Genomic DNA, 23,465 nt, shown 5'->3' on the forward strand with positions numbered 1-23,465 from the left:
GCCAGGAATGGAAAAAGACCCGGAGTACTATTTAACGACCGAGACGGCGGTCAGGATTTGCCGGCAAGGGGATAAAGAAGGGATGCAACACATGCTGGCCAGCCTCAGCAGGTTGCATAAGGCTTCTTTTTTCCGGAGGGTCGTATTTGCCCAGGCCTCGATCCCGCCTGTGTTGCTGGAGGAGCTCGCCGAGAACGTTTTCCTCCAGACCTGGGAAACCTTTGTCCGGAAATTGGCGGATGGTTCGCTGATCGTCGGGAGCCCGGAGTATACGGGTTTGTTTTTTGTGATGTTCAAGAGGGGCTATCTCCGGGAGCTGGGCAAGGAGCTGAGGCGTGTCCGGGTGGAAAATGAATACGGGCGCTCCCCTATGGGGGCAGAGTCGCCCACGGACGAGGCGTTCTCTCTCAGGACGCGCCAGGCGCTCGAAAAGATCGGTGAGAACTGCCGCCAGCTACTGACCTGGCGATACATAGAAGGTCTGAGCCACGACGCCATTGCCGTGCGCAAACGCATCGACCGGGCGTCTTCGATCAAGATGGTGAGTCGCTGCGGCAGGCGTTTTGCGGAGCTTTGGCGTAGCATTGTGCATCAATTTTAATAGGGGATATGGACGAAGAGGCGTATTTGATAAGGATTGCAGACTACCTGGACGGGAAGATGAGCCCGGCCGGGGAAGAGGAATTCATGCGGGATGTATCCGGGGACGCGGCGTTGCGCGCGTTGTTCGAGCAGGAGCTGGAAATGGCCGCCCTGTTCACGCCGGCAACCCCTTCCGCCGCGCCCGTGCGCCGGACATTTCCCTATCGTGTGGCTGCCGTGGCCGCCGCCGTGGTGGCCGTGGCGGTCGGCGTTTACATCGTTACGGTGGATCGCACGCCCCCCAGGTCCGTGGCGGCCGTCGCGTCCGATACCACCCGGGTCGTGGCGCCGGCCCGGCCAGATACCCTGCGGGCGACCGATCCCGTTCTCGCGGCCCGGTATTATCAACCGTACGAATCGGCCAAAGACCCGGTGGAAGTAAGTTATTATTATAACCAATACCGACGCGGCCGGTATGCCGACGTCCTAGACGCCAAGCCCGTCGATTACCAGGTCCTGGACGCGGGCGGCTCCAAAAATGCCCGGTTGCAGCGGTATATGCAATTGTACAAGGGGTTGTGCCTGCTCGAAGAAAAACAACCCGGCCGGGCCCGGCGTTACCTGGACTCTGCCTGGACGTCCCCCCCGGACGCCCTCACCAATACCGCCCAGTGGTACAGCCTCCTTGCCGCGCTCTGGCAGGGCGACCGTGCGGCGGTACATAACCTGGCAGACAACCTCAGCCGCCGGCCCAACCCCTACCAGGACAGGGCCCGGAAAATTTTACAGGAATTGTTGTAACCTTTTTCCCGTTTTCCCGTCATCCTCCTGACATGTCTTTGGAACTCTTCACGCATCGCGTTTTGCCTTTAAAGGACAAACTGTTCCGGTTTGCCTGCCGGCTGTTACAGAACGCGGCTGAGGCGGAGGATGCCGTCCAGGACGTGATGGTGAAGATTTGGGCCAAACGGGGGGAGTGGGACAGATGGGAGAACCTGGAAGGGTACTGCATGACGTCGATGCGGAACCACTGCCTGGAGAAGTTGCGGAGCAGGAGGGGGCGGTACGTGGAGGTGGAAGCCCTGGCCGGGCTGCCGGGCGCGGAACGGGATCCATCACAGGTCTTATTGGACCGGGAGGTCGCCGCTGAAATCCGGAAGTCGATGGAAGCCCTCCCCGAAAAACAATACCTGGTCATGCAGCTCCGCGAAGTAGAAGGCCTGACCTACCAGGAAATAGCCGGGGCGCTGGACCTCAGCATGGAGCAGGTCAAGGTATACCTGCACCGCGCGCGGACGGCCGTAAAAAATACGCTATGGAAGATATAAAAGCATTATTGGAGAAATACTGGCAGGCGGAGACAAGCCTGGAGGAAGAGCAACGGCTGCGGGCGTATTTCCGCGGGTCGTCGGTCGACCCTTCGCTCCGGGAGTACCGGGCGGTATTTGGCTACTTCGGCGAGCCCGTGGCGGTCACGCTCCCGCCGGACTTCGACGAGCGGATGATGGCGCGGTTGCAGGCGCCGGTACGGCGATTGTATCATCGCGGATGGATGTACGCGGCGGCGGCGGTTGTGGGGGTCTGCCTGGTGATGCAGCTGACGCGCCCTGCCGCTCCTCCGGTCACTGACACCTACCAGGACCCCGCCCAGGCTTTTGCCGCCGTGCAACAGGCGCTCCGCGTGGTGTCGAACCGGATGAACAAGGGGAAGGAAATGACCCGGGCCGGTATGACCCGTCTTTCCAACAATTATCATTTGGCTTTTACAAACTGATTTTTTTATGAAATCGAGCTTATTAATAGTAGTGCTGCTGGTGATTGGCCATGGCGCCTTTGCCCAGGACGATGCGATCGGAAAATTTTTTGGAAAATATCTCGACGACAGCCGGTTTACCGTGGTTTCCGTGAGCCCGAAGATGTTCCAGCTGATGGGCAGCATCAAGTGGGATACGGTTTCGGGAGACGTCAGACAGGCGGTGCAGAAGCTCCAGAGCTTCCGGATGCTGAGCACCGAAACGACCCCCCGGCTGTTCTATAAGGAATTCCTTTCCCGGATCGACCGGACACAATACGAAGACCTGATCACCGTCCGTGACAAGGACGACGACACCCGGTTTATGGTAAAAGAAGACGGGAAGGTCATCCACGAATTGCTGATGATTTCCGTGGACGAAAAGGGCTTCACGTTTATCAGCTTTGTCGGGGATATCAACCTGGATGCGTTATCCAGGCTGGGTACCGACATGGACATCAAGGGAATGGGCCAACTCAAAAACGCAAAAGTAAAAAAGCCATGAAACAACTATTATCTGCCATCTGCGTGATGGTCTGCTGCAGCGCCTGCGCACAGCAAAACGCCCTGGACAAGTTCTATGACCAGTACAAGTCCAGTGACGCGCTCACCGGGTCGATATCCATCAGCCCGGGCTTCTGGTTGAGCACCAGCTTCTCGTCCCCGGCCGATGAGAAGTGGAAGGACAAGGTCACCAACCTGCGCCTGCTGATCCTCGACGGGAAAAAGACACCCGGCGCGGCCGTGGACGCATCCGACCTCGCCCGCAAGCTCAGGGACGGTCACTTCGACGACCTGGTGAACGTCCGCAAGGGGCACCAGCTTTTCCAGGTGCTGGGCCGGGAATCCGACGGCATTTACAGCCAATTGGTTCTGCTGATGCGCGGAGACGACGACGGCGTCGTCTTTGCAGAGATCGACGGGAAGTTCACTTCGCACGACGTCGAAACCATACAAGGGTCCTTGCACTAATCGGGAGAAATCCGTACCTTATAGGTAGCGCAAATGACCCTCGCTGCCCATGATATGACACAAACCATCGGCACATTGCAGTTCGGCGATGTTGCATTCGACCTCGAGAAGACAAACCTGTACGGCATCCTGGAGCCCCATGGCCACATGACCTGGTGGATCGAGCTTTTCCCCCCGGGGGAAGACGACTACATCATGTTCAATGCCCTGACCTTCGACGGTGTATTTTCGCCAAACGGGCTGAGCGGCCGCTCCTGCAGCGGCGACGCCATCGAGCTCGATCTCTATGAGCATACCGTCCGCGTGAACGGCGAGGACCGTTTCCTCGACACCGTCGACATGACGTTCGGGGATTGGGACACCGTCGGTCAGTGCATACCGATAAGGGGCCGCGGTCTGGTGCAGGACGAGCATGGGAGCGGGCCCATCCCATACGCCTTCGACGCCCTCCTTCCCTTCGAAGGACTGAATATTTTCGAGACGTCCAGGGAGGAAGCGCACCGTTTTCTCACCACCCATCTGGGCCGCCGCCCGGTGACGCTGAAGTTCGAAACGGCGCCCAGCGGTCTGCGGGCGATGTTCAGCGGACAGTTCTGAGGATGCCCTCGAGCATTCCATGGATACGGTCATAGACCTTGTCAGCGGGTACGCCTTTTTTCCGCATGGATTGGATGGACGTCGAGCCGGCGGATTTGGAGAGCTTGTGACCGGCGGAGTCGGTGAGTAAAGGGTGGTGGAAAAAGGTTATGTTTTCGAAATGGGGCTCGTTCAGCGTTTGCGCCAGGTAAAGTTGCGCGAGCGTGGAGTTCCACAGGTCTTCGCCCCTTACTATGATGGTCGTTTTGAAGTGCAGGTCGTCGATGACCGACGTCAGTTGATAGGCGGGGAAGCCGTCTTTTTTACGGACGACGAAGTCGCGCATGTCTTCCGGGAGCGCGGCCCGGACCCCGTCGCCGTGCGATGCCTCCTTCACGGTGAGCACCCTGTCGTCGGTGGCGATCCGCCAGTTAACGTCATTCGTCTCCAGGGGGATGTGTTTGTCCTTGCAGGCGCAGGCCCTTTGCTGGAGCTGCGCACGGGAGCACACGCAGGCGTAGAGACGCGGTCGTAGCTTTTGCAGGGCCTGCTCGTACAGGCTCATCCGGTGTATCTGCGCGTACGCCGCTTTGTAGTCCTCCAGGTTTTCCGGGCCCTCGTCCCAATCGATTCCCAGGTATTGCAGCGTGTCGAAAATGTCCCGTACGTATTCCTCGCTGACGCGGTCGCGGTCCATGTCGTCGATCCGGAGCAGCACGCCGGCGCCGTAGCGCTGCGCGATCCTTTTCGTGAGCGCGAAGGAGAGGGCGTTGCCGAGGTGCAGGAAGCCACTGGGGGTGGGGGCGAGGCGGGTTTTCATAACCCCGCCTCCCCGAGCCATGTCTTTAGGACCGTCCCCATCAGCCGGTTGCACTCGTCGATGTGCTCCGCGCCGGCGCGGATGGCCCCGGGCGTTTGGATGTAGGGGCCGGTCTCCGCGAGCTCGGCGGCGCCGTGGGTGAGCATGTCATCAAGCAACGCGGGGGTGACTTCGGGGTGGAACTGCAACCCTACGACCCGGGCGTTCCATTGGAAGGCCTGGCAGCTGTTGGCGTCGGTGCGGAGACAGTCGGCGGCGCCCGGCGGGATGTCGAACTGGTCGCCGTGCCAGTGGAAAACGGTGGGGTGGTCCCGGAAAAGGGAGGGGAGCCAAGAGGGCATGGTCGTACCCTTGGCGACGGCGGGCATGGGGTGAACCGGGAACCAGCCGATCTCTTTGTGGGGGGCGCGGTGGACGCGGGCGCCCAGGGCGTCTGCCAGGAGCTGCGCGCCGAGACAGACCCCGAGTATGTGTTTGTCCGCGGCCAGGCAGTCGCGGAGAAAGGCCTTTTCGCGGGTGAGCCAGGGATGGTCCCGCTCGTCATAGATGCCCATCGGGCCGCCCATGATGACCAGGGCGTCTATGTCTTCTACGGGTGGTATCCGGGCGTCAGGCTGGAAAAGCGGGGTGGCGGTTACGGCGTGTCCGTGGGTCTGGAGCCACGACAGGATAAAGCCGGGGCTCTCGAAGGAGACGTGTTGCAGGTAGTGCACTCTCATATCGTCAATACTTTGTCAGGGATGAATCCCTGATGTTCACCGTAGGCGACATAACCCAGCTGGTTTGTATGCAGGGTGGTGCCGCCGATGGTGAAGTCGGTTATGTTGCAGTGATGATGTCCGTAGATCCAATGGGCGGGGCCCTCCCGCTCGATGAGACCGCCCAGCTCCACGGCAAAGGCCTGGCTGAGCGCGCTGCCCAGGTACTTGGGGGGATAATGGCGGAAAGTGGGTACGTGGTGGGTGACGACGACGGTAGGGACGTCGCTTGGTTCCCGGAGGGCTTCCGTGAGGAAGTCCAGACAGGTATCGTGGAGCGCGTTAAAGAGCGGGGCGGTCAGCCGGCCGCCCTGGTAACGGATGACGCTGAAGTCGTTCATCCCCCTCTCGATGGACCAGGCGTTCTCGGGGCCGATCCGGGACCAGAGGGTGGTGAAGACCAGGCGGACGGCGTCGAGGCGAACGGTCGTATCGTTGACCAGGTGTACATTTGGTCTTTTATTGTCGGACAGTCGTCCGGGGGCTACTTCCCAATCGTAATACTCGTGGTTGCCCGGGAGCCAGTAGACCTGCTCCCAATTCCGGGAGACGAAGTCCCAGAAGTCCTTGTGGCGGCCCTGGCTTCGGAACGGGACGACATCGCCCGCCAGTATAAGCATGTCCCCCGCGGGTATCAGCGGGTGACGTTCCAGGAATTCCCTGTTCTCGCGGAATTCGAGGTGCAGGTCGGAGCAGTATTGTAAGACCACCAGGGCAAATATGAGGAATAAAATGGTATCTTTCTGATAATGCAACCTTCCTACGCCTGCATAATCGTCGACGACGATGAAGTGGACCGGCTCACCACTGTCAGTTTTGTGGAACGCTTTCCCTTTTTGGAAATAAAGGGTATTTGCTCCTCCGCCTACGAGGCCCTGGGCGAAGCCCGAAAAAGCAAGCCCGACGTGCTTTTCCTGGATGTGGACATGCCCGGTATGGATGGGCTCGAGCTCCGGGAGTCGCTGCTGGGAATTCCCGCCTGCATCTTTATCACGTCTTATCCCGAATACGCCGTCGACGCCTTCGACCGGTCGGCCCTCGATTTTCTGGTCAAGCCCATCCGGGCTGACCGTTTTGCGTCGGCCATGGAGAGGCTGAAGCAGTACCTCGAAGCCCGCCGGAAGTCGGACCTCTACGACTTTTCCCTGAACGTGGACACGATCTTTATCAAAGAGGGCTACGACCATATTAAACTCAAGCTCCAGGACATCCTTTACCTGGAGGCGCTCAAGGATTATACCGGGATCATCACCTCCCAGAAAAAACACTGCGTCCTTTCTCCGCTGGGCGCCCTGCTAAAGGAGGAAGCTTTCCGGTCCTTTGTCCGCATCCACCGCAGCTATGCCGTGCAAAAAAGTTATGTCCGGCAGGTGACGCCCTCCCAGGTGACGGTGTACAACACGCCCCTCCCGGTGGGACGGCAGTATAAGGACAATGTAAAATTGCTGCTGGAATGAGGTTCCCCCCGCTTGTCTTTTTGATGGGCGCGGCCTTTGCGGTTACGGCCTTTGCGGGCGCAGCCGTTGCGCAGAACAAGGCGGCGGTGCTGATAGCCAAACTGCCGGTGACCAAAGACACGGCCAGGGGGTATGTCTATAACGACATATGCAACTTCTACGCGTCCTCCCAGGCGGACTCGGGTCTTTATTGGGCCCGCGAAGCCATCCGTTACACCGAAAGCATACACTGGAAAAAGGGGATCGGTTTTTTTCATTCGCTGGCAGGCCGCATGAACAACGACCTGGCCCGGTATGACGCCGCCCTGAAGGAATTCGACACGGCGATGTCGATATTCATCGCGATCAGGGACACCGCCAAGATGATCTCCACGATCAACGACATCGGCGTGTCCTATATGAACCGCTCCAGGTTCGACCAGGCGGCGCCATACTTTTTCCAGGCGCTCAGCCTGGCAGAGGCAAAGGGTAACAAGAGCCTCGCGGCCGTGGCCAACAGCAACATCTCCGATTTGTATTACGCCCAGAGCGACTGGCAAAGGGCCATCCGTTACGATACGCTGGCGATCGGCCTTTATGGCGAGGTCAGGGATTCCACCGGTCTCGCCAATGGGTATCTCGGGCTTGCCAACGCCTACCTGAAAACCAGCGATACGGCCGGCGCCAGGACCTATTATGCCAAGGCGGCCGCCATGGAAAAGGCGGTCGGCAATGACTTCGGCCTCGCCGAGGTGTATACCAACGAAGCGGTAACGCGCAGCCGCGTCCCCGACGCGCTTGCCGAACAGCTGCGGGCCCAGGCCATCTGGGACCGGGTGAGCCCCCTGCACAGCATTTCCATCAATAATACGGGCAACATCGGGCTGTCCTATAAAGCCCTGGCGACAGCGGATACGCCCGCCAACCGGGAATTGCTCCACAAAGCCGAAACCTATATGCTCAAAGCCATCGACATGAGCCGGAAGGTGGCGGACAGCGGCGGAGTCGCCTATTTTACCGGCGTGCTCGCGGAGTTGCAGGGGCTGATGGGGGATTATAAAGACGCCTACGAGAATTTTCACAAATACCAGGACGAAGAGGACAGCCTTCACTCCCAGGAAAGCAAGAACAAGCTGGCAGAGCTGGAGGAGCTACACGAGGTCGCCCTGCGCGATAAGCAGATCGAGATCACGCGGCTCAACCTCCTGGCGGAAAAACGCCGCCGTCTGGTCCTGATCGTCGGGCTTTGCCTGGTGGGCGTGATCGGGGTGCTGCTTTTCTTCCAGAACCGCGCCAGGCAGCGCACCAACGTCCAGCTCCGCCGGCTCAACAAGGACCTCGCCGCCGCCGAAAAGGTCAAAGCCAAATTCTTCGCTATCCTCAGCCACGACCTCCGGAGCCCCATCGCCGGTTTTATCAACTTCATCAACCTCCAGCGGGCCAAGCCCGACCTCCTCAACGCCGCAAAGGTCGCCGCCCACCAGCAAAAGATCGCCGACTATGCCGAAGGCCTGCTGAGCAGCATGGAGGCGATGCTCCTCTGGAGCAAGGGACAGATGGAAAGCTTCACCCCGGAATCGCGCCCCGTTCCGGTGAGCGCGCTCTTCCGGCACCTAGCCATATTTTTCGCGGGCCAGGAGAACTTGTTGTCGTTTGTAGAAGAGGGGGAGCTGACGCTCTATTCAGATGATAACTATGTCAAGACCATCCTGCACAACCTCACCGCCAATGCGCTCCGCGCCGTCGCTGCCCAGCCGGGCGGGCGGGTGGAGTGCCGGGCATTTGCGTCTGGCGGGCGCGTCGCCCTTGAAATCCGCGACAACGGGCCGGGGATGACGCACGAGCAGCTCCGGGCGATCGAGGAGGACCGGCCGCTCAGCCAATCCTCCCGCGGATTTGGGTTGCATATCGTCCGGGACCTCGCGCGGGCGATCGGTTGTCGCATCAGCGTCACTTCCGAGATCGGCGCGGGGACGACATTCCATCTCGGGTTTGCCGCTGCTTAATACCCCGGATTCTGACTCAGGTTCGGGTTGTTGTCCCGGTCGTTTTGGGGGATGGGATATAAAAGCTTGCTGGCGGTGACCTGGTACCCCAGACTCACGCCCTTGCCGTCGACCTGACCGTTCATCAGGTCGATCGTGTATTGGGCGCCGAAACGGAGGAGGTCATACCAGCGTTCGCCTTCGAAGGCCAGCTCCAAACGGCGTTCGTTCAGGATGGCCAGGGCGACGTCGGTTTGCGACACGGCGGTCGTCGGGGGGAGGTCGACGCGGGCGCGGATGGCGTTCAATAAAGGGATGGCGTCGCTGGTCTGACCGAGGACGTTGAGCGCCTCGGCTTTCAGGAGGATGATGTCCGCCAGGCGGAGGAGGACGAGGTTGTCGCCGCTGCCGCCGCTCCAGCCGCCGGGCCAGTTACGGCCGATCTTCCAGACGTAGGGAATGGTGTCGGTGGACGCGTAGTGCGTCGGACTGGCGACGGGGTTGGCGGAACCGGGGCCGTTGTATTCCCAGGTGATGGAGGACTTGTAACGGACCATGTCGCCGGCGGTCTTGAAGGCTCTTACCAGGTCCTGGGTCGGCGGCGCAAACTTGACCCAGTATTGTGCCTGTACGGAGGGCGGCAGCATCAGACCCTGGGCGTACCCATGGTCCGGGGTACCCTCGGTGTGCTGCAATTCAAAGATGGATTCCACGCTGTTTTTATGCTGGCTGTCGAAGAGCCAGTCGAAGTTGGACAGCAAGGCATAGCCGGCCGCGCCGGCGCCCCCGTACTGCGGGGGCAGTACTTTGTCGCAATAGGTCAGGCAATCCCGGTAGTCGCCGGTCTGCGCGTAGACTTTTGCCAGGACGGCTTCGGCGGCGCCTTGCGTGGCACGGCTGTGGCTGTCGGCGTTGTCGCTGTAGGCGACCGGCAGGAAGGCCTCGGCGTCCTTGAGGTCCTGTATGATCTGGGCGTACACGCTGTCGACGGGGCTGCGCGATTTGAGCGTATTGGGGTCGACGGTGATGGTGTGCAATTGCAGGACGACGGGGCCGTAGTTCCGGACAAGATGGGAATAGTGGTATGCCCGCAGGAATTTTGCCTCGCCGAGGATCTGCGCCTTACGGGTAGCGGTCAGCGCGGGATCGGTGATGCCCGGCACGTCGTCCAGGATCAGGTTGGTCGCGCCGATATCCATGTACAGCTCGTACCAGTCTTCAGATATGGGCTGATTGTCGGTTGCCACGGAGGTGAAGTTATCCACGCCGTCGATGTCGGGGGCGCTTCCCCCCGAGTAATTGTTGTCCGACCGGACGTCGCCGTCGATCAGGTAATTCCAGTTATAATACCAATACGTGCTGTTGGCCATAAGCGAATAACAACCCACGATCGCCGCTTCCGCGTCGGCGGCGCTTTTGAAGTCGCCGGAGGTCAGGGTGTTCTGGGGCGTCTGGTTCAAGAAGCTTTTGCTACAGCCGCTCAGGCCGGCGAGCGCGAGCGCGAGTGCAAGGCAGGCCGCGAGGCCGGGCGCGAGCCGGGGCGCGAGGTCCGCCGTCGGGAAAGGGCAATATCGTCGTTGCATACGCATCATTACAAAGAAACGTTGAGGCCAAAGGTGAACGACTTCGCCTCCGGATAGGTCCCGTGATCGAATCCTTCCTGGGTGGCCAGGTTGGCGCCGGAGGTCACGTTCAATTCGGGGGAGTAGCCCTTGTACTTCGTTATGATAAACATGTTCTGGAGCGTTATGAACAAGCGCAACCCGCTGATACCGGCTATCCCGATCCACTTCCTGTCCAGGTTGTAGTCCAGCGTTATCTGGCGGAAGCGCAAAAAGGAACCGCTTTCCACCCAACGGGTGGAGATGCTGTAGTTGGGTACGGTACCGGCTGGCGCGGCGCTTCCATAGTAGGCCTTGGGCATGTCGGTGGCGTCGCCCGGTTTTTTCCAGCGGTGAAGGACCGCGGTGGTTTGGTTGACCATGTCGGTCATATCCTCGGTCTCCATACGTGTGGCATCGAAGATCTTGTTGCCATAAACGCCATCGATCAGGATGTTCAGGTCAAAGCGTTTATAGCTGAGCTGGTTGGTAAAGCCGTAGGTAAATTTTGGCAGGGCACTGCCGATGAACGCCCGGTCGTTGTCCGGGTCGATCTTCCCGTCGTGGTTGAGGTCCCTGAACGTGATGTTGCCCGTCTGGACATTGACGCCGTCGTCGATATACCCCCAGAAGGAACCCAGGGGCAGCCCGCTCTTGACGATGCCCGCGTTGCCACCGATGTCCTGTATGTATCCCGTCAGGATGGGGGAGGTACCCGCGGGCAGCTCGACGATGTTCTTGTTGAACGACATATTCAGGGCGCTTGTCCAGCTCAGGCCATGACCGCGGAAGATGTCGGCGGAAAGGATGAACTCGAAGCCCTTGTTCTGCACATAACCGGGCATGTTGACCTCCTTGGTGCTCACGCCCGTCGACTGTGGCTGTGGCACGCTCAGGATCAGGTCGTGGGTCCGCTTCACGTAAAAGTCCGCGGACAGGTTCAGGCGGTTGTTGAGCACCGAGATGTCCAGACCGGTATTGAATTGCTTGGTTTCTTCCCACAACAGGTCGGGGTTGCCCGCCTGGGAGCTGGGCACCGTTCCGGAAACCATGGTAGAGTCGTTAAAGGCATAGTTGTTCCCGGCGATCAACTGGGTAAAGGAGGGGTAGAGGTCCGCGGGCAGGTTGCCGGTGGCGCCCCATCCGGCCCTTAGCTTCAGGTCACTGACAAAATGCACACTTTTGAAGAAGTCCTCATCCGAGACACGCCAGCCCGCGGAAAACGCGGGGAAGTTCGCCCATTGGTTCCGGATGCCCAGCCTGGACGAGCCGTCCCAGCGGATGGAGGCGCTCGCCAGGTACTTGCCATCGTAGGCATAGTTCGCGCGGCCGAAATAGGATTCCAGCGTCCATGCGTCCGCGAAAGACTGGTTCAATGTATACGTGGAAGCCGCGGACAACACCTGCACGTCGGGGCTGGGGAAGCCGTAGCCAGCCTGGTTGGAGGATTGATCGTGCTGTTTGGAGGCGCTGGAGCCGACGATGACGTCGATGGCGTGCTTGCCCGCCTGTTTGTCGAACGTCAGCGTATTGTCCCAGATATACCGAAAGCCTTCGGCAGTGTTGTAGTTGCCGATACCAGCCAATTGTTTGGCGCGTTCCGTCAGACGCGGGTCCTGGAAAATGCTCTGGTAGGTGTTCTCCAGGGTCACCCCTAACTGGGAGCGGAAGCTGAGGGCGAAGGGTAGCTTTATGACGAGATGACCGTCACCCAGCAAATTGTTGCCGATCGTATAATTGTTGGTCCCATAGATGTCGCCCATCGGGTTGGGCACGGCCTGGGAAAAGGCGCTGAAACCATAGGTCCCATCCCCGTTGGTGTTGTAGATGGCGCTAAAGGGAGGCGTGTTCAAGGCGCTCAGGACAAACCCGTTGTATTGCGCCCGGTTGTTGTCGTACACGTCGTTATAGCCCGTCCGGTTGTATGAAATATGGGTTCCCACGCCCAGCCAATCGTTCATTTGCTGCTCCAGGTTGAGGATGACCGAATAGCGCTTGTAGTTGGAGGTTTCCGCGATGCCGTCCTGGTCTACATATCCGACACCGAAATAGTACGTGCCTTTGTCACCGCCACCGGAGAAGCCGGCATTGATACCCGTCATCGGCGCCTTGCGGTATACCAGGTCCTGCCAGTTGTTGTTGTTGGCGGTGACGAGCGAATCGGGTATGGAGAAGCCGGTATTGCCCGAGTTGACTTGTTCCTCGGTCAACAGGGTCGCCAGTTGCCGGCTGTTGAGGAGCTTGATCTTTTTGGTGATCTGTTGCGAGCCGGTGTACGCGTTCACCTCCACCTTCGCACGGCCCTTGACACCCTTCTTGGTGGTGATCAGCACCACCCCGTTAGTCGAGCCGGCGGCGCCGTAGATGCCCGCGGCCGAGGCGTCTTTAAGGATGCTGATCGATTGGATGGTATTCGGGTCGAGGCTGTGCGTATCATAGGATACGACGCCGTCGATGACATACAGCGGTTGCGTATTGCCCGTGAGCGAGGCGATCCCGCGTACAAAGACCGTAAAGTCGGACCCGGGCTTCCCGGAGGGGAGTAAAATCTGGGTGCCGGGCGATTTGCCCGCCAGTATTTCCGCCGCGCTGACAACGGGGCGTTCGCTTACGTCCGTTACGCTGATCGTGGAGATCGCGGAGGTGATGTCCCTCCGCCGTTGGGCGCCGTATCCGATAAACACCATGTCGTTCAACGACACGGCGATGGGGCGGAGGATCACGTTGACCTTCGCCCGGTCGGCCACCGCCACGTCGACGCCTTCATACCCCACCGAGCTGAAGTGCAATACGGCTTTTTCCGGAACGCTGATGGTGAACCGGCCGTCGGCGTCCGTGGCCACCCCTTTCCTTGTCCCGGCGATCGTCACCGTTACGCCCGCCATCGGTCTGCCGGCGGTATCCGTGACCTGGCCATGGACCTCGGTTCCGGGCGGGGCATTGTTCTCCTGTTTTCGTTGGACGACGACGGTATGTTCTACGATGGAGTAGGTCAGGGGCTGATCCCTGAAGCAGCGGTCCAATACGGATTCAATGGAGGCGTTTGTGATTTTTATGTCCACTTTTTGCGCCCCCTCCAGTACTTCGTCCGTATACAGGAATGAATATCCTGTCTGTTTGGTGATCTCACCGAAGACCTTTCCGAGTGATGCGTTCCGTAGCGAGAGTGTGACCTTTTGCGAGTAAACCTTTGCGCTGACCTGCAGGCAAGTCGTTAAGACCAGAATAGCAGTTAATTTCATAATCAGCAAGCATTAAATCGGCATCGGCTTCCTTAAGGCATGACGATGATCTTTTTCCCTTCGATCCTGAAATGGACCGCCCCCGTCAATTCCAGCATCTTGAATACCTCCGATACATTCGCGCCCCGGGAAACGCTGCCCCTGAAGTGTGACAGGATCTGTCCCTGGTATTCCACGTCCACGTCGTACCAGCGCGCCAGCTGCCGCATGACGGTTTCTATGGGAACGCCCCCGAACTGGAAAAAGCCGTTTTTCCAGGCTACTGCCGCATCCGCGTCTGCATCCCGTATCTTGAAAGACTCCGAAGACCTGTCCAGTGATGCTTCCTGCCCTTCGGTAAGAAGGTGGGAAGACGATCCTTTCGTGACTTTGACGGACCCTTCCAGCAAGGTCGTATTGATCGCGCGTTCGTCGTCATAGGCCATGACGTCGAAGTGCGTGCCGAGCACATCCACCTGCAGACCGTCGACAGATACCGAAAAGGGTTTGTTTTTGTCCCCAGCCACTTCGAAATAGGCCTCTCCTTTCAGACGGACCTGCCGGTCTTTGCCCGAAAAGGCGGTCGGATAGCTCAGCGACGAGGCCGCATTCAGCCAGACTTTCGTACCGTCCGGCAGGACTACCTGGTATTGTCCCCCGCGCGGGGTTTGGATAGTATTCGTCTCGGATACCGCGTCTTGTTTTGACGCGTCGTATATCAGCCTCCCGTCCTGTTTGTTTATCCGGACGCCGCCCTTGTCCTTGATGACGCCGTTCGTGGCGTCCGCGAGGTCCACCACGGAACCGTCTCCCAGCAATAGCTGGGCCTTGTTGCTTCCGGGCGGGAGGTCGTTCCGGGGTTTGGCAGCCGCGGCGACCGGAGCCGGTTGGTGGGCGGCGTGCCTGGGCCAGAAGTATTCCCCCGCCAGCCCCAGGGCGACGACGACCGACGCCGCGGCTACCCACCGGGCATAGCGTCCGATCCGGCGGACCTGGACAACGGGCTCCTGTTCTATCCTGGACTGCACCCCGGCGAGTATGCGCCGTCTGACGTCCTCCTCCGTTTCCGGTTCCCGGGTAAAGACGAGCTCGATCTCCTCCTGGTCGGCGGTGTCGTACCATTCGTGCAACAAGGCTATTTCCTTCTCCGTGGCGGCGCCGGACAGGAAACGGTGGGCCAGTTCAACCAATTGCGCTCTATCCAAAATCGTCCTTTTTATGGGTGAGTCCTTATGGGGTGAGTCATGGGATGTGCAATTACCCTTAGTCTGATCTATAGAAATATCGACAGCGCGCTATCGCGCATCCTGGTGCGGATCAGGTGCAGCGCTTTTGTCAAATGGGCTTCCGCGGTTTTGAGTGAAATATTGAGCCGTTGCGCCACTTCAGGCAGGGCCTGGTCTTCGATCTTATTGTAAATAAAGACCATGCGGCACTTCTCGGGGAGCTCGTTGGTCAGCCGTTTTACCATCTCCAGCAGTTGTTTGTCATCGATCACCAGCTCTACGGGCGTCAAACCCACGGCACGCGTCCCCGCGGCTTCTTCTCCCGCCGCCCTCCTTTTTTCATTGGCCAGGTAACGATACACCGCGTACCGGGTGGCGGCCGCCAAATAGGGGGGAAGGTCTTGTATCCGGAGGGTCTTGCGCTTCTGCCAAAGGGTAAAGAAAACGTTTTGGACGATTTCCTCCGCCGCCATGGCCGATTTGAGCCGTTTGTGGGCGATGAAGTACAGTTTATGCCAATAGCGATCATATAGCTCCTGGAAGGCAGAAGCATCGTCTCGCAGTAGTCGTTGCAGCAGTTCCGAATCGTTCAATGACGCGCAATCGTTCATCCGGCCATCAAATAGATGGCCCAAACATATCCAAAATGCGCCAATTATACAAGTTTAGCGCATCAGGACGACGGTACCCTTCTTGAAAATGGTCTGCCCCATATAGGACCTGCCCTGCACCATCCAGACGTAGGCCGCGGTGGGCTGGGGTTTGCCGTTGACGGTGCCGTCCCAGCCTTCTTCGGTGGAGGAGGTGCTGTAGACGAGCTGGCCATAGCGGTTATAGACGCGGAAGAAGTCCAGGGACGAGATACCCACGAGGATGGGTCTGAAGATGTTGTCGATGTTCAGACCGGGCGTGAAGCCGGTCGGGACGAAGATGTCGGGGGGCGTCCGGAATATCTTGACGACGATCCCATCCGTTCCGGTACAGCCGTTGGCGGCGGTGGCCGTGACGGTATAGTCGACTTCGGTGGTTTCACCGGTGTACTGGCCTATGGGGTTGGGGATGTTCGTGGCGCTGAGACCATAGGCAGGCGTCCAGGCGAAGGTATCTCCGGGGTCATTGGATTTGGCGTTGAACTGGAGCGGCTGGCCGACCACCACGGCGGTGTCGTTGCCGGCGTTGACGACGATGCGCGGGTAGACGTTGACCACGAAGGTGTCCACCAGGGCGTTCGGACAACCGGCATTGAGGATCGTCAATATGTACAGGGACGTATCCAGCGGCGTGGCCGTATTGGAGATATCATAGGTAGTATACGGGATGGCGCCGCCCGCGGAGCCGGACAGGGGGCTGATATGCGTCCACTGGTAGGATGTGCCGGTCGATACGCTCGCGGTAAGGGTTGCAGAACCGCCATAACAGATCGTGGTGTCGGCGGGGGCAATATTGGCTACCGGGAAATACGCGTTCAACAGCTTGACCTGGGCGATGCTGCTGATGTCGGCCGGGCATACCCCGCTTTGTACGATTACCCGGTATTCGATGTCACCGGTCACATTTTGGATGCCGTAGACCAGCGAGGTGTCCATGGGAACGAGGTCGGCCCAGGTAGTTCCGCCATCGCTGGAAGATTGCCAGGCGGTGGCGTGGCCGGTCGCACCGGTGTCGGTGAGGATCGCGCCCTTGTTTTGCCCCATACAAACCTCATAGTATGGCGGCGTGACCGTCCCCCCGACGCTTTTGGGATCGACGGTGACGGTAATGCTGTTGGTGGTATCGACGGCGCACGACTGTCCGTTCTGGATCAGCGCGGCGTAGGTCGTCGTTCGCGTCAGGTCCGAAGCGGTATAGCTTCGGTTGGTATCGGCCAGCGGACCCCAGCTAACGCCGTTGTTATAGGAAGACAACCAGCTGACGACGCCGCCCCGGCCTCCGCTCAGGTTGAGGGTCGTCGAGTTGGTCCCCGTGCAGACTTCATTCGGGCTGCCCAGCGTGGCGGGGAGGGTGGGGAGCACGGTTTTGACGTCGATCGTGTCGCGCAGGTCCGCGCAGCCGTTCACCTCATGCGCGATGATCTGGCCCGCGTCGTTGCCCGGGGTGACCTGGATGATGTTCGTACCGCTCCCGGAATTGATGGTCCAGTCGCCCGGTATGGTCCAATCGTAGGTGGCACCTGCCAGGGAGGGGACGGAATAGGTTATGGGTGTGCTGATACAGGCGATCGAGTCGCCACTGATCTGCAGACCCGCGCAGGTATTCCGGAAGGCGAAATAGGCATAGGCGAAGTGACCGCCGGGGGTACAGTTGTCGGCTTCGAACGTGAGCTTGACCTGTTGGCCACGGTAGGCGGAAAGATCGAACGTCACTTCGGTCCAGCCCTTCCACCAGACGTCGTAGAGGTGACCGCCGGTGGGGGAATTGGGGTTGGCGTTGACCGATGGATAGCGGCTGGGCGTAAAACCTTGTGCTATGGCTGCCGCGGAATCGAGCGTAGCGCCGGTACCGCCGCCCTGGGCGTTGTTGAGCGTAGGCAAAAGATAGCTGGGAGAAGCACAGGTGATGATGGTGCCGTTTACGCTCAGGGTCGCCTTGGCTTGTGGCTGCTGGTCGGAATTATGGGTGCCGTTCTCCAAAACCATGGCGTACGCATACGTCATCGTATACGGCACGGACGTGGGGCCGGGGGGAACATTTATCGAGTAGGTGATGTTCCGGAAGTATCCGCCCTGGTTGCCGTTGCTTTTTGAAATGGCGGTCGATCCAAGCAGGACCGAATAAAAATATTGATATCCGTTAATGGTCGGTACGGTGGGGAACCCTCCATAGTAGTCGGTGGAGCTGGAGGTAATCACTTTTACCCCGTTCATGGAAGGCAGCTGATACTCGGAAATGGACGAGGCCTGCCAGTTCGGATAGATCGATTCCCCGACGCGGCTGTTCGTATCGAGGTTGCTGCTGCCGGAAAGGACTATGCCCGTCTCCGCGGTCCAGTTCGAGAGCGTCCCCTGGTTGAAATTAATATTAACCGGGCAGGCCTGCATTTGCGCCAGCACGGGTACACCCCAAAACACACATAAGATGCCCAAAAGAAATTTCATCCCGGGATTCAGTTAATATTGATTGTAACCAGAGGCGAGAGGGCAAAGGTTGGATAGTCTATACAAATTACGAAAAAAAAGAGGTGTTCGCTGGTTAAATACCGGTGAAAAACGACGAATACCCCCTGCTTTATTATATCCCCGTGACAAATAAAGACGGGTTTTTTATGCCCGCGTCGGCGATAACACTTTACCGGCTGGTCGATCTGCCAACGTTTTTTTTCGTAATTTCTATGACCTTTTGCACATGAAGGAAAAAGACAAAATCAGGTTGGACAAATTCGGGGCGCACCTGGCTAGGATCCGGGAAGAAAAGGGATTGAGCCAGCGCGCCCTTTCGGCCCGGTGCGAAGTAGACTTCGCAAAGATCAGCAAACTGGAAAACGGCAAGGCAAACCTGGTCATCACGACCCTAGTCGAGCTCGCCGAGGGGCTGGGCGTACACCCAAAAGAACTGCTTAACCTGGACTGGAGCTAGACATTTTCCCTCCTGAGCCATTTCCCCACCGGGGGCGGCGTGTAGGTCTTCATTTTGTCCAACAGTTCGCCGATGTCCTCGGATACCTGGATCATCTGCCGGTTTACATTCTTTAGGAATCCTGTCGATACGGCGGTGTCGAGGAAGGAGAGCAGGTGCCTGTAATATCCCCCCGTGTCCAGCAGGCCCATGGCCTTGTCGTGGAGGCCGAGCTGGCCCCACGTCAGTATTTCGAAGAACTCTTCCAGCGTCCCGAAGCCGCCGGGTAGGGCGATGAACCCGTCGCAGAGGTCGTGCATGCGTTGTTTGCGTTCGTGCATGCTGTCAACGATGATCAGCCGGCTCAACCCTTCGTGCGCAATCTCCCGGGTCCGGAGGAAAGAGGGCAGCACGCCGATCACCTCTCCGCCCTCCGCCAGCGCGCCTTCGGCCACCGCGCCCATCAACCCGACCAGGGCACCCCCATAGACGACGCCCATCCCCCGCTGGGCCAGGACGCGGCCCAGGAGCCTTGCCTGATCGGTATAAACCGCTTCGTTGCCCGAGCTGGAACCACAAAAAACCGTGATACGCCCCATAGAAATTGTTTGATCAAATATACTTTATCTTGCCGCATGACTGCACAAGAATGGTGGGCGATCCTGGTCCGGGAGGTTCTGGCGACGAACTGGCTGGTATGGGTGGCCGTTTGCGCTGGCGTAGCCGAGGTCCTGCTGGCATGGGCCGACAATATCTGGCTGTATCCGGCTGGCATCCTCGGGTCGGTACTGACGATATACTTCTTTTTCGATCTAAAGCTGTATGCAGAAAGCGCGCTGAATGTCTACTACACGCTGGCAAGCATTTACGGCTGGTGGTACTGGTCCGCGAAGAAGGACCGGCCGCCGGTAAAACCCAGCTACAGCAGCGCGAAAGAATGGCGGATACCGGTTGCGATTTCGGTCCTTGGCACCTTGGGCACGTGGTGGGTATTGAAAAATTACACCCCTTCCCCCGTGCCCTTCTGGGACGCCCTGGTCAGCGCCATCGCCTGGGCGGGTACCTGGCAGCTGGCCCGGCGCAAGATCGAGAACTGGATCGTATTGAACGTTTCCAATGCCGTCGCGGTTCCGTTGCTGCTCTACAAGCATTCGCCCCTGTACGCCGCCGAAACGGTGTTCCTTTTTGTGGTAGCCATCTTCGGTTATTTCGGGTGGAGGAAGGAAATCAGGTTGGAGATATCGATCTCGTAGATTTGGCGCATCCCGTTGGCCGTGGAATGGAACAGGGCGTCCGTGGCTTCAGGGCTCGCCTGTGCGGGTCGCGGTGACGGTTCCCGGTAGGAGCAGAAATACAGCTTTTTATTGTCGGGGGAAAGACCCGGCGCGCCATCGGCGCCGGCGGTATTGACCTTCGGACCCATGTTCAGGGGGGTGGTCCAGGTATCGCCGTCCCGGAATGTGATCCAAAGGTCCACGCTTCCCAACCCTTTTCGACCGGCGCTTGAAAAGATCACGAAACTTTCATCCCTGGCTACGACCGGATCGAAGTCGACGATACCGGGGTCGTTGAACGACAACCGTTCGGGCGCCTGGTAGGCGCCGTCCCGGAAAACGCACCGGTAGATATCCACGTCATGACGGGCGGTATCCGCGGAGCTGAAATACAGGTTGCCGTTGGCCGCAAAACCCGGATACGATATCTTCATCCCGGGTGGCAACGGCACGGATACCGGTACCGGATTTCCGCCGGGTTCGGTGCCGCCGAGGGGCACATAAAAAAGTTTATAGTCGTAGTCGGCATAAGGTTTTCCCTCCACCGGACGGTCGGATGAAAAATATAACCGCTTCCCATCCGCCGAGACAAAGGGGTCGCAGTCCCGGTAGATCCCGGTGAAGGGGAGCGGGATGGGTTTGCTCCAGACGCCCCGGCGCTCCGTCGACGAATACAAGGCGATATATCCCCAGTTGATCGTGGCTTTGCTAAAGAAAACGGTGCGCCCGTCCGGGGTAAAGCTGGCGTTGAACGTAAAATCACCGGTAGATATCACACCCGGCGCGAAAAGCCGGGCGCTGTCCTGGGCGCTGTTCTGGGCGCGGCAGATACACGGAAGCGTTAGGAGCAGGAATAGGAGGCGCATGAATGTCTTCTTTTTGTAAAAAAAGCCTCCGTTGCCGGTTTCAGCCGACAGAATTCAATAGTTGAGCCGATAATTTTAATGGATATACCGGGAAAACTACGGTAGTACAGGTCGATTTTTTTTCGTATCTACATCGCCGTTGGTCTGGCGAAGGCGTTTGGTACAGTGGTTTTTTTTTCTGTACTTTAACGTAATGTTCGCTTGCCTTTATGACAATCATGAGCCCGCTACTGGAAACGGAGTATATACAGTTTGAACTGGAAGGAGATTTGTTGATCGCGACCTATAAGAAAGGTAAGAAGATCGACGCCAGCGTCGCCCGGCAGATTGTCCGGGATAGGGTAGAGTTTACGCAGGGGCGTCCCGTGCTGGCGCTGCTCGTAAACCAAGGCGTTATCAGCATCGACAAAGACGCCAGGGCATACCTTTCTTCCCCCGAAGGCACCGCCGGGATAAAGGCGGCGGCCATCTTGAGCGATACCGCGGCGACCGCGATCATCGGGAACTTCATCATCCAGGTGAACAAACCCCACATCCCGGTCCGGTTGTTCATCAATCGGGAAAGAGCTGTAGGCTGGTTGCGGACGAAGTCCTAGATTTGTCGGATAACCATCCAGCATGAGAAAATTCCTGACCGCAGCGGCGGTGGCCTGTCTTTATCTGACCGCCGGCGCGCAAAACTCCCCCATCGAAACCCGTTTTGACGGTTACCTCGACGCCGCCAGGCTGGGAAGCCGCCTGAAGGTCATGTCGGCGCATCCCCACCACGTAGGATCACCCGGGGACCAGGCCGTCGCCCGGTATATTTACGATCAGTACAAGTCGTTTGGGTTCGACGTGACTATCGACACGTTTTACGTACTTTTCCCGACACCCAAGACCCGCGAGCTGGAAATGACGGGTCCGGTCCACTATAAAGCGGTGCTCGCCGAGCCCCCGGTGCCGGGTGACTCGACTTCGTCCCAGACGAGCGAGCAGCTGCCCACCTATAACGCATGGTCCGCAGACGGAGACGTCAGCGGGGAGCTGGTCTACGTGGGCTATGGCCTTCCCGACGACTACGACCAGCTGGCGCGGCGCGGCATCGACGTCAAGGGGAAAATCGTCATTGCCCGGTATGGCCGCTCCTGGAGGGGCATCAAACCAAAGGTGGCGCAGGAGCACGGCGCGATCGGGTGTATCATCTATTCCGATCCCAAGGACGACGGTTACTATGCGGGTGACGTATACCCCGAGGGCGCGTTCAAGAACGAATACGGCGTACAGCGCGGGTCGGTCATGGATATGCCGATATACCCCGGCGACCCGCTCACGCCCAATATCGGGGCGACAAAGGATGCACCCCGTATAGACCGTAAAGAGGCCGTCAACCTTTTAAAGATACCGGTGCTCCCTATCAGCTACCACGACGCCGAGCCGCTGCTCAGGAGCCTGGAAGGGCCGGTGGCCCCGGACGACTGGAAGGGCGCGCTGCCCTTCACGTACCACCTGGGGCCCGGCAAAACGCGGGTGCACCTCAAGCTGGCGTTCAACTGGGACATGAAACAGATCTACGACGTGGTCGCCAGGGTGACCGGGTCCACCGTGCCGGATCAATGGATCATACGCGGTAACCACCACGACGGCTGGGTGAACGGCGCTGACGATCCCCTCAGTGGACAGTCGGCGATGCTCGAAGAGGCCCATGCCATCGGCGAGCTCCTCAAAACGGGCTGGAAGCCCAAGCGCACGCTGGTCTATTGCTCCTGGGACGGGGAAGAACCGGGGCTGCTCGGTTCCACCGAATTCGTCGAAAAACACGCGGCGGAGTTACAGGCGCACGCGGTGGCCTATATCAACTCGGACGACTATAGCCGGGGTTTTCTCGGCGTCGAGGGCTCGCATGCGCTGGAGCCGTTCCTGGAAAAGGTAGCGGCGGATGTCACCGATCCCGAGACCGGCGTCAGCCTGCTCAAGCGGCTGGAGGCACGGGAAGCGGTCAACCGGCAGGAGGCACGCGGGTTTCACATCGGCGCGCTGGGCTCCGGATCGGACTATTCACCTTTTATACAGCACATCGGCGTGCCTTCGATCAACCTCGGTTTCGGGGGCGAAGGCTCCGGCGGCGAATACCATTCGATCTACGATTCCTACGCGGACTTCGTTCGCTTCAAGGACCCGGGCTTCGTGTATGGCGTAGTCCTGGCCAAGACGGCTGGCCGGACGGTGCTCCGGCTGTCTGAGTCGGATGTGTTGCCGTTCGATTATACGTCGTTGTCAAAAACCATCAAGGGTTACGTCGCCGAAGTGATCGCGCTGGCCGACAAGACGCGCGAAACGATCGACGTCCAAAACCGGCTGATCCGCGAGGGGGCTTACCGTCTCGTGGATGATCCGACCAAACCTCTTACGCCACCCGCGGTAAAGACCCCCGCGCCTTTTTTGAACTTTGCGCCGCTGCAAAATGCGATGGCCGGGGTAGATTCCGCGAGCGCGCGGCTGGCCAAGGCCCTGAAAGGTTTTACGGCCGGGTCATCCGAAAAGGTCAATGAGGGTCTTTACCAGGCGGAACAACAGCTTCTCGGTCAGGGGCTGCCCCGCCGTCCCTGGTACCGGCATTCGATCTATGCGCCGGGCTTTTACACGGGGTATGGCGTAAAGACGCTGCCGGGCATACGGGAAGCGATCGAGCAGGACGACTGGAAAGAGACGCAGCAGCAGATCGACGTCGATGCGGACATACTGAACCGCTTCGCGTCTTATTTGCTGCAGCTGGCCGGGGCCGCGCGTTAGACGCCTGCGCCGGGCGCGCACCAGCTGGCCGC

At 59.0% G+C, this 23,465-nt stretch carries 23 protein-coding genes; 13 read left to right on the forward strand and 10 right to left on the reverse strand.

The window, feature by feature from the left end; all coding sequences use genetic code 11:
* Positions 1–7 precede the first annotated feature (7 nt).
* The 7 genes from VL547_RS06435 to VL547_RS06465 are packed head-to-tail and all read left to right on the forward strand — an operon-like array spanning position 8 to position 3,943.
* Complete coding sequence (locus tag VL547_RS06435) at positions 8–601, forward strand: hypothetical protein (protein ID WP_325576439.1); 594 nt, start codon at positions 8–10, stop codon at positions 599–601.
* An 8-nt stretch (positions 602–609) separates the two neighbouring features.
* Positions 610–1,383: a hypothetical protein gene (locus VL547_RS06440; protein WP_325576441.1), complete on the forward strand. Its 774-nt coding sequence runs from the start codon at positions 610–612 to the stop codon at positions 1,381–1,383.
* Between the two features lie 32 nt (positions 1,384–1,415).
* Positions 1,416–1,910, forward strand: a complete 495-nt coding sequence (locus tag VL547_RS06445) for an RNA polymerase sigma factor (protein ID WP_325576443.1) — start codon at positions 1,416–1,418, stop codon at positions 1,908–1,910.
* A complete protein-coding gene (locus VL547_RS06450) occupies positions 1,898–2,356 on the forward strand; it encodes a hypothetical protein (RefSeq protein WP_325576445.1) in 459 nt (152 codons plus the stop codon). The genes VL547_RS06445 and VL547_RS06450 overlap by 13 nt, the downstream gene beginning before the upstream one ends.
* 7 nt (positions 2,357–2,363) lie before the next feature.
* Positions 2,364–2,879, forward strand: a complete 516-nt coding sequence (locus tag VL547_RS06455) for a DUF4252 domain-containing protein (RefSeq protein ID WP_325576447.1) — start codon at positions 2,364–2,366, stop codon at positions 2,877–2,879.
* The gene (locus VL547_RS06460; RefSeq protein ID WP_325576449.1) at positions 2,876–3,346 is read left to right on the forward strand and encodes a DUF4252 domain-containing protein; all 471 of its coding nucleotides are present in this window, start codon (positions 2,876–2,878) and stop codon (positions 3,344–3,346) included. The genes VL547_RS06455 and VL547_RS06460 overlap by 4 nt, the downstream gene beginning before the upstream one ends.
* A gap of 33 nt (positions 3,347–3,379) precedes the next feature.
* On the forward strand, positions 3,380–3,943 hold the full coding sequence (locus VL547_RS06465; protein ID WP_325576451.1) for a hypothetical protein: 564 nt from the start codon (positions 3,380–3,382) through the stop codon (positions 3,941–3,943).
* Here VL547_RS06465 and VL547_RS06470 read toward each other — a convergent pair.
* The 3 genes from VL547_RS06470 to VL547_RS06480 are packed head-to-tail and all read right to left on the reverse strand — an operon-like array spanning position 3,927 to position 6,210.
* Entirely contained in the window at positions 3,927–4,742 is an 816-nt protein-coding gene (locus tag VL547_RS06470; RefSeq protein WP_325576453.1) for a glutamate--tRNA ligase family protein, read from the reverse strand. The two genes, VL547_RS06465 and VL547_RS06470, sit on opposite strands and share 17 nt — an antisense overlap.
* Positions 4,739–5,461, reverse strand: coding sequence for a type 1 glutamine amidotransferase (locus tag VL547_RS06475; RefSeq protein WP_325576455.1), 723 nt, complete (start codon positions 5,459–5,461; stop codon positions 4,739–4,741). The genes VL547_RS06470 and VL547_RS06475 overlap by 4 nt, the downstream gene beginning before the upstream one ends.
* The gene (locus VL547_RS06480; protein WP_325576459.1) at positions 5,458–6,210 is read right to left on the reverse strand and encodes a metallophosphoesterase; all 753 of its coding nucleotides are present in this window, start codon (positions 6,208–6,210) and stop codon (positions 5,458–5,460) included. Before VL547_RS06480 ends, VL547_RS06475 begins: the two co-directional genes overlap by 4 nt.
* A 39-nt stretch (positions 6,211–6,249) precedes the next feature.
* On the opposite strand from VL547_RS06480, the gene VL547_RS06485 reads away from it, so the two are divergent.
* Positions 6,250–6,957: a LytTR family DNA-binding domain-containing protein gene (locus tag VL547_RS06485; RefSeq protein WP_325576461.1), complete on the forward strand. Its 708-nt coding sequence runs from the start codon at positions 6,250–6,252 to the stop codon at positions 6,955–6,957.
* Positions 6,954–8,942, forward strand: a complete 1,989-nt coding sequence (locus VL547_RS06490) for an ATP-binding protein (RefSeq protein WP_325576463.1) — start codon at positions 6,954–6,956, stop codon at positions 8,940–8,942. Before VL547_RS06485 ends, VL547_RS06490 begins: the two co-directional genes overlap by 4 nt.
* Here the strand turns inward: VL547_RS06490 and VL547_RS06495 are convergent.
* From VL547_RS06495 to VL547_RS06515, 5 genes are all read right to left on the reverse strand, one after another.
* The gene (locus VL547_RS06495; RefSeq protein WP_325576465.1) at positions 8,939–10,504 is read right to left on the reverse strand and encodes a RagB/SusD family nutrient uptake outer membrane protein; all 1,566 of its coding nucleotides are present in this window, start codon (positions 10,502–10,504) and stop codon (positions 8,939–8,941) included. The two genes, VL547_RS06490 and VL547_RS06495, sit on opposite strands and share 4 nt — an antisense overlap.
* A gap of 8 nt (positions 10,505–10,512) precedes the next feature.
* On the reverse strand, positions 10,513–13,764 hold the full coding sequence (locus VL547_RS06500) for a TonB-dependent receptor (RefSeq protein ID WP_325576467.1): 3,252 nt from the start codon (positions 13,762–13,764) through the stop codon (positions 10,513–10,515).
* A gap of 32 nt (positions 13,765–13,796) precedes the next feature.
* Positions 13,797–14,948 carry a FecR family protein gene (locus VL547_RS06505; RefSeq protein WP_325576469.1) on the reverse strand — a complete coding sequence of 384 codons (1,152 nt, stop codon included), beginning with the start codon at positions 14,946–14,948 and terminating at the stop codon, positions 13,797–13,799.
* A gap of 68 nt (positions 14,949–15,016) precedes the next feature.
* Entirely contained in the window at positions 15,017–15,580 is a 564-nt protein-coding gene (locus VL547_RS06510; RefSeq protein ID WP_325576470.1) for an RNA polymerase sigma factor, read from the reverse strand.
* A gap of 54 nt (positions 15,581–15,634) precedes the next feature.
* Positions 15,635–18,064 carry a gliding motility-associated C-terminal domain-containing protein gene (locus VL547_RS06515; protein ID WP_325576471.1) on the reverse strand — a complete coding sequence of 810 codons (2,430 nt, stop codon included), beginning with the start codon at positions 18,062–18,064 and terminating at the stop codon, positions 15,635–15,637.
* 247 nt (positions 18,065–18,311) lie between these two features.
* Here VL547_RS06515 and VL547_RS06520 point away from each other — a divergent pair, with 247 nt between their 5' ends.
* A complete protein-coding gene (locus VL547_RS06520) occupies positions 18,312–18,542 on the forward strand; it encodes a helix-turn-helix transcriptional regulator (RefSeq protein ID WP_325576473.1) in 231 nt (76 codons plus the stop codon).
* On the opposite strand, the gene VL547_RS06525 is transcribed toward VL547_RS06520, so the two are convergent.
* Positions 18,539–19,120 (reverse strand): TIGR00730 family Rossman fold protein, encoded by a 582-nt coding sequence (locus VL547_RS06525; RefSeq protein WP_325576475.1) that lies wholly within the window; start codon positions 19,118–19,120, stop codon positions 18,539–18,541. The two genes, VL547_RS06520 and VL547_RS06525, sit on opposite strands and share 4 nt — an antisense overlap.
* 36 nt (positions 19,121–19,156) lie before the next feature.
* On the opposite strand from VL547_RS06525, the gene pnuC reads away from it, so the two are divergent.
* Entirely contained in the window at positions 19,157–19,774 is a 618-nt protein-coding gene (gene pnuC / locus VL547_RS06530) for a nicotinamide riboside transporter PnuC (protein ID WP_325576477.1), read from the forward strand.
* On the opposite strand, the gene VL547_RS06535 is transcribed toward pnuC, so the two are convergent.
* Positions 19,726–20,661 (reverse strand): hypothetical protein, encoded by a 936-nt coding sequence (locus VL547_RS06535; RefSeq protein WP_325576479.1) that lies wholly within the window; start codon positions 20,659–20,661, stop codon positions 19,726–19,728. The genes pnuC and VL547_RS06535 overlap by 49 nt on opposite strands.
* Positions 20,662–20,879: 218 nt before the next feature.
* Between VL547_RS06535 and VL547_RS06540 the strand changes: the two genes are divergently transcribed.
* Positions 20,880–21,257, forward strand: coding sequence for a hypothetical protein (locus VL547_RS06540; RefSeq protein ID WP_325576481.1), 378 nt, complete (start codon positions 20,880–20,882; stop codon positions 21,255–21,257).
* A gap of 22 nt (positions 21,258–21,279) precedes the next feature.
* Entirely contained in the window at positions 21,280–23,433 is a 2,154-nt protein-coding gene (locus tag VL547_RS06545) for a transferrin receptor-like dimerization domain-containing protein (RefSeq protein ID WP_325576483.1), read from the forward strand.
* The last annotated feature ends 32 nt before the right edge of the window (positions 23,434–23,465 follow it).

The sequence above is a fragment of the Dinghuibacter sp. genome (genome assembly GCF_035492835.1).
Taxonomy (GTDB): Bacteria; Bacteroidota; Bacteroidia; order Chitinophagales; family Chitinophagaceae; genus Dinghuibacter.

Coding starts and splice junctions, on each gene's coding strand:
- VL547_RS06435 (WP_325576439.1), top strand. CDS start 8: ATGGAAAAAGACCCGGAGTACTATTTAACGACCGAGACGGCGGTCAGG.
- VL547_RS06440 (WP_325576441.1), top strand. CDS start 610: ATGGACGAAGAGGCGTATTTGATAAGGATTGCAGACTACCTGGACGGG.
- VL547_RS06445 (WP_325576443.1), top strand. CDS start 1,416: ATGTCTTTGGAACTCTTCACGCATCGCGTTTTGCCTTTAAAGGACAAA.
- VL547_RS06450 (WP_325576445.1), top strand. CDS start 1,898: ATGGAAGATATAAAAGCATTATTGGAGAAATACTGGCAGGCGGAGACA.
- VL547_RS06455 (WP_325576447.1), top strand. CDS start 2,364: ATGAAATCGAGCTTATTAATAGTAGTGCTGCTGGTGATTGGCCATGGC.
- VL547_RS06460 (WP_325576449.1), top strand. CDS start 2,876: ATGAAACAACTATTATCTGCCATCTGCGTGATGGTCTGCTGCAGCGCC.
- VL547_RS06465 (WP_325576451.1), top strand. CDS start 3,380: ATGACCCTCGCTGCCCATGATATGACACAAACCATCGGCACATTGCAG.
- VL547_RS06470 (WP_325576453.1), bottom strand. CDS start 4,742: ATGAAAACCCGCCTCGCCCCCACCCCCAGTGGCTTCCTGCACCTCGGC.
- VL547_RS06475 (WP_325576455.1), bottom strand. CDS start 5,461: ATGAGAGTGCACTACCTGCAACACGTCTCCTTCGAGAGCCCCGGCTTT.
- VL547_RS06485 (WP_325576461.1), top strand. CDS start 6,250: ATGCAACCTTCCTACGCCTGCATAATCGTCGACGACGATGAAGTGGAC.
- VL547_RS06490 (WP_325576463.1), top strand. CDS start 6,954: ATGAGGTTCCCCCCGCTTGTCTTTTTGATGGGCGCGGCCTTTGCGGTT.
- VL547_RS06495 (WP_325576465.1), bottom strand. CDS start 10,504: ATGCAACGACGATATTGCCCTTTCCCGACGGCGGACCTCGCGCCCCGG.
- VL547_RS06500 (WP_325576467.1), bottom strand. CDS start 13,764: ATGAAATTAACTGCTATTCTGGTCTTAACGACTTGCCTGCAGGTCAGC.
- VL547_RS06510 (WP_325576470.1), bottom strand. CDS start 15,580: ATGAACGATTGCGCGTCATTGAACGATTCGGAACTGCTGCAACGACTA.
- VL547_RS06515 (WP_325576471.1), bottom strand. CDS start 18,064: ATGAAATTTCTTTTGGGCATCTTATGTGTGTTTTGGGGTGTACCCGTG.
- VL547_RS06520 (WP_325576473.1), top strand. CDS start 18,312: ATGAAGGAAAAAGACAAAATCAGGTTGGACAAATTCGGGGCGCACCTG.
- VL547_RS06525 (WP_325576475.1), bottom strand. CDS start 19,120: ATGGGGCGTATCACGGTTTTTTGTGGTTCCAGCTCGGGCAACGAAGCG.
- pnuC (WP_325576477.1), top strand. CDS start 19,157: ATGACTGCACAAGAATGGTGGGCGATCCTGGTCCGGGAGGTTCTGGCG.
- VL547_RS06535 (WP_325576479.1), bottom strand. CDS start 20,661: ATGCGCCTCCTATTCCTGCTCCTAACGCTTCCGTGTATCTGCCGCGCC.
- VL547_RS06540 (WP_325576481.1), top strand. CDS start 20,880: ATGAGCCCGCTACTGGAAACGGAGTATATACAGTTTGAACTGGAAGGA.
- VL547_RS06545 (WP_325576483.1), top strand. CDS start 21,280: ATGAGAAAATTCCTGACCGCAGCGGCGGTGGCCTGTCTTTATCTGACC.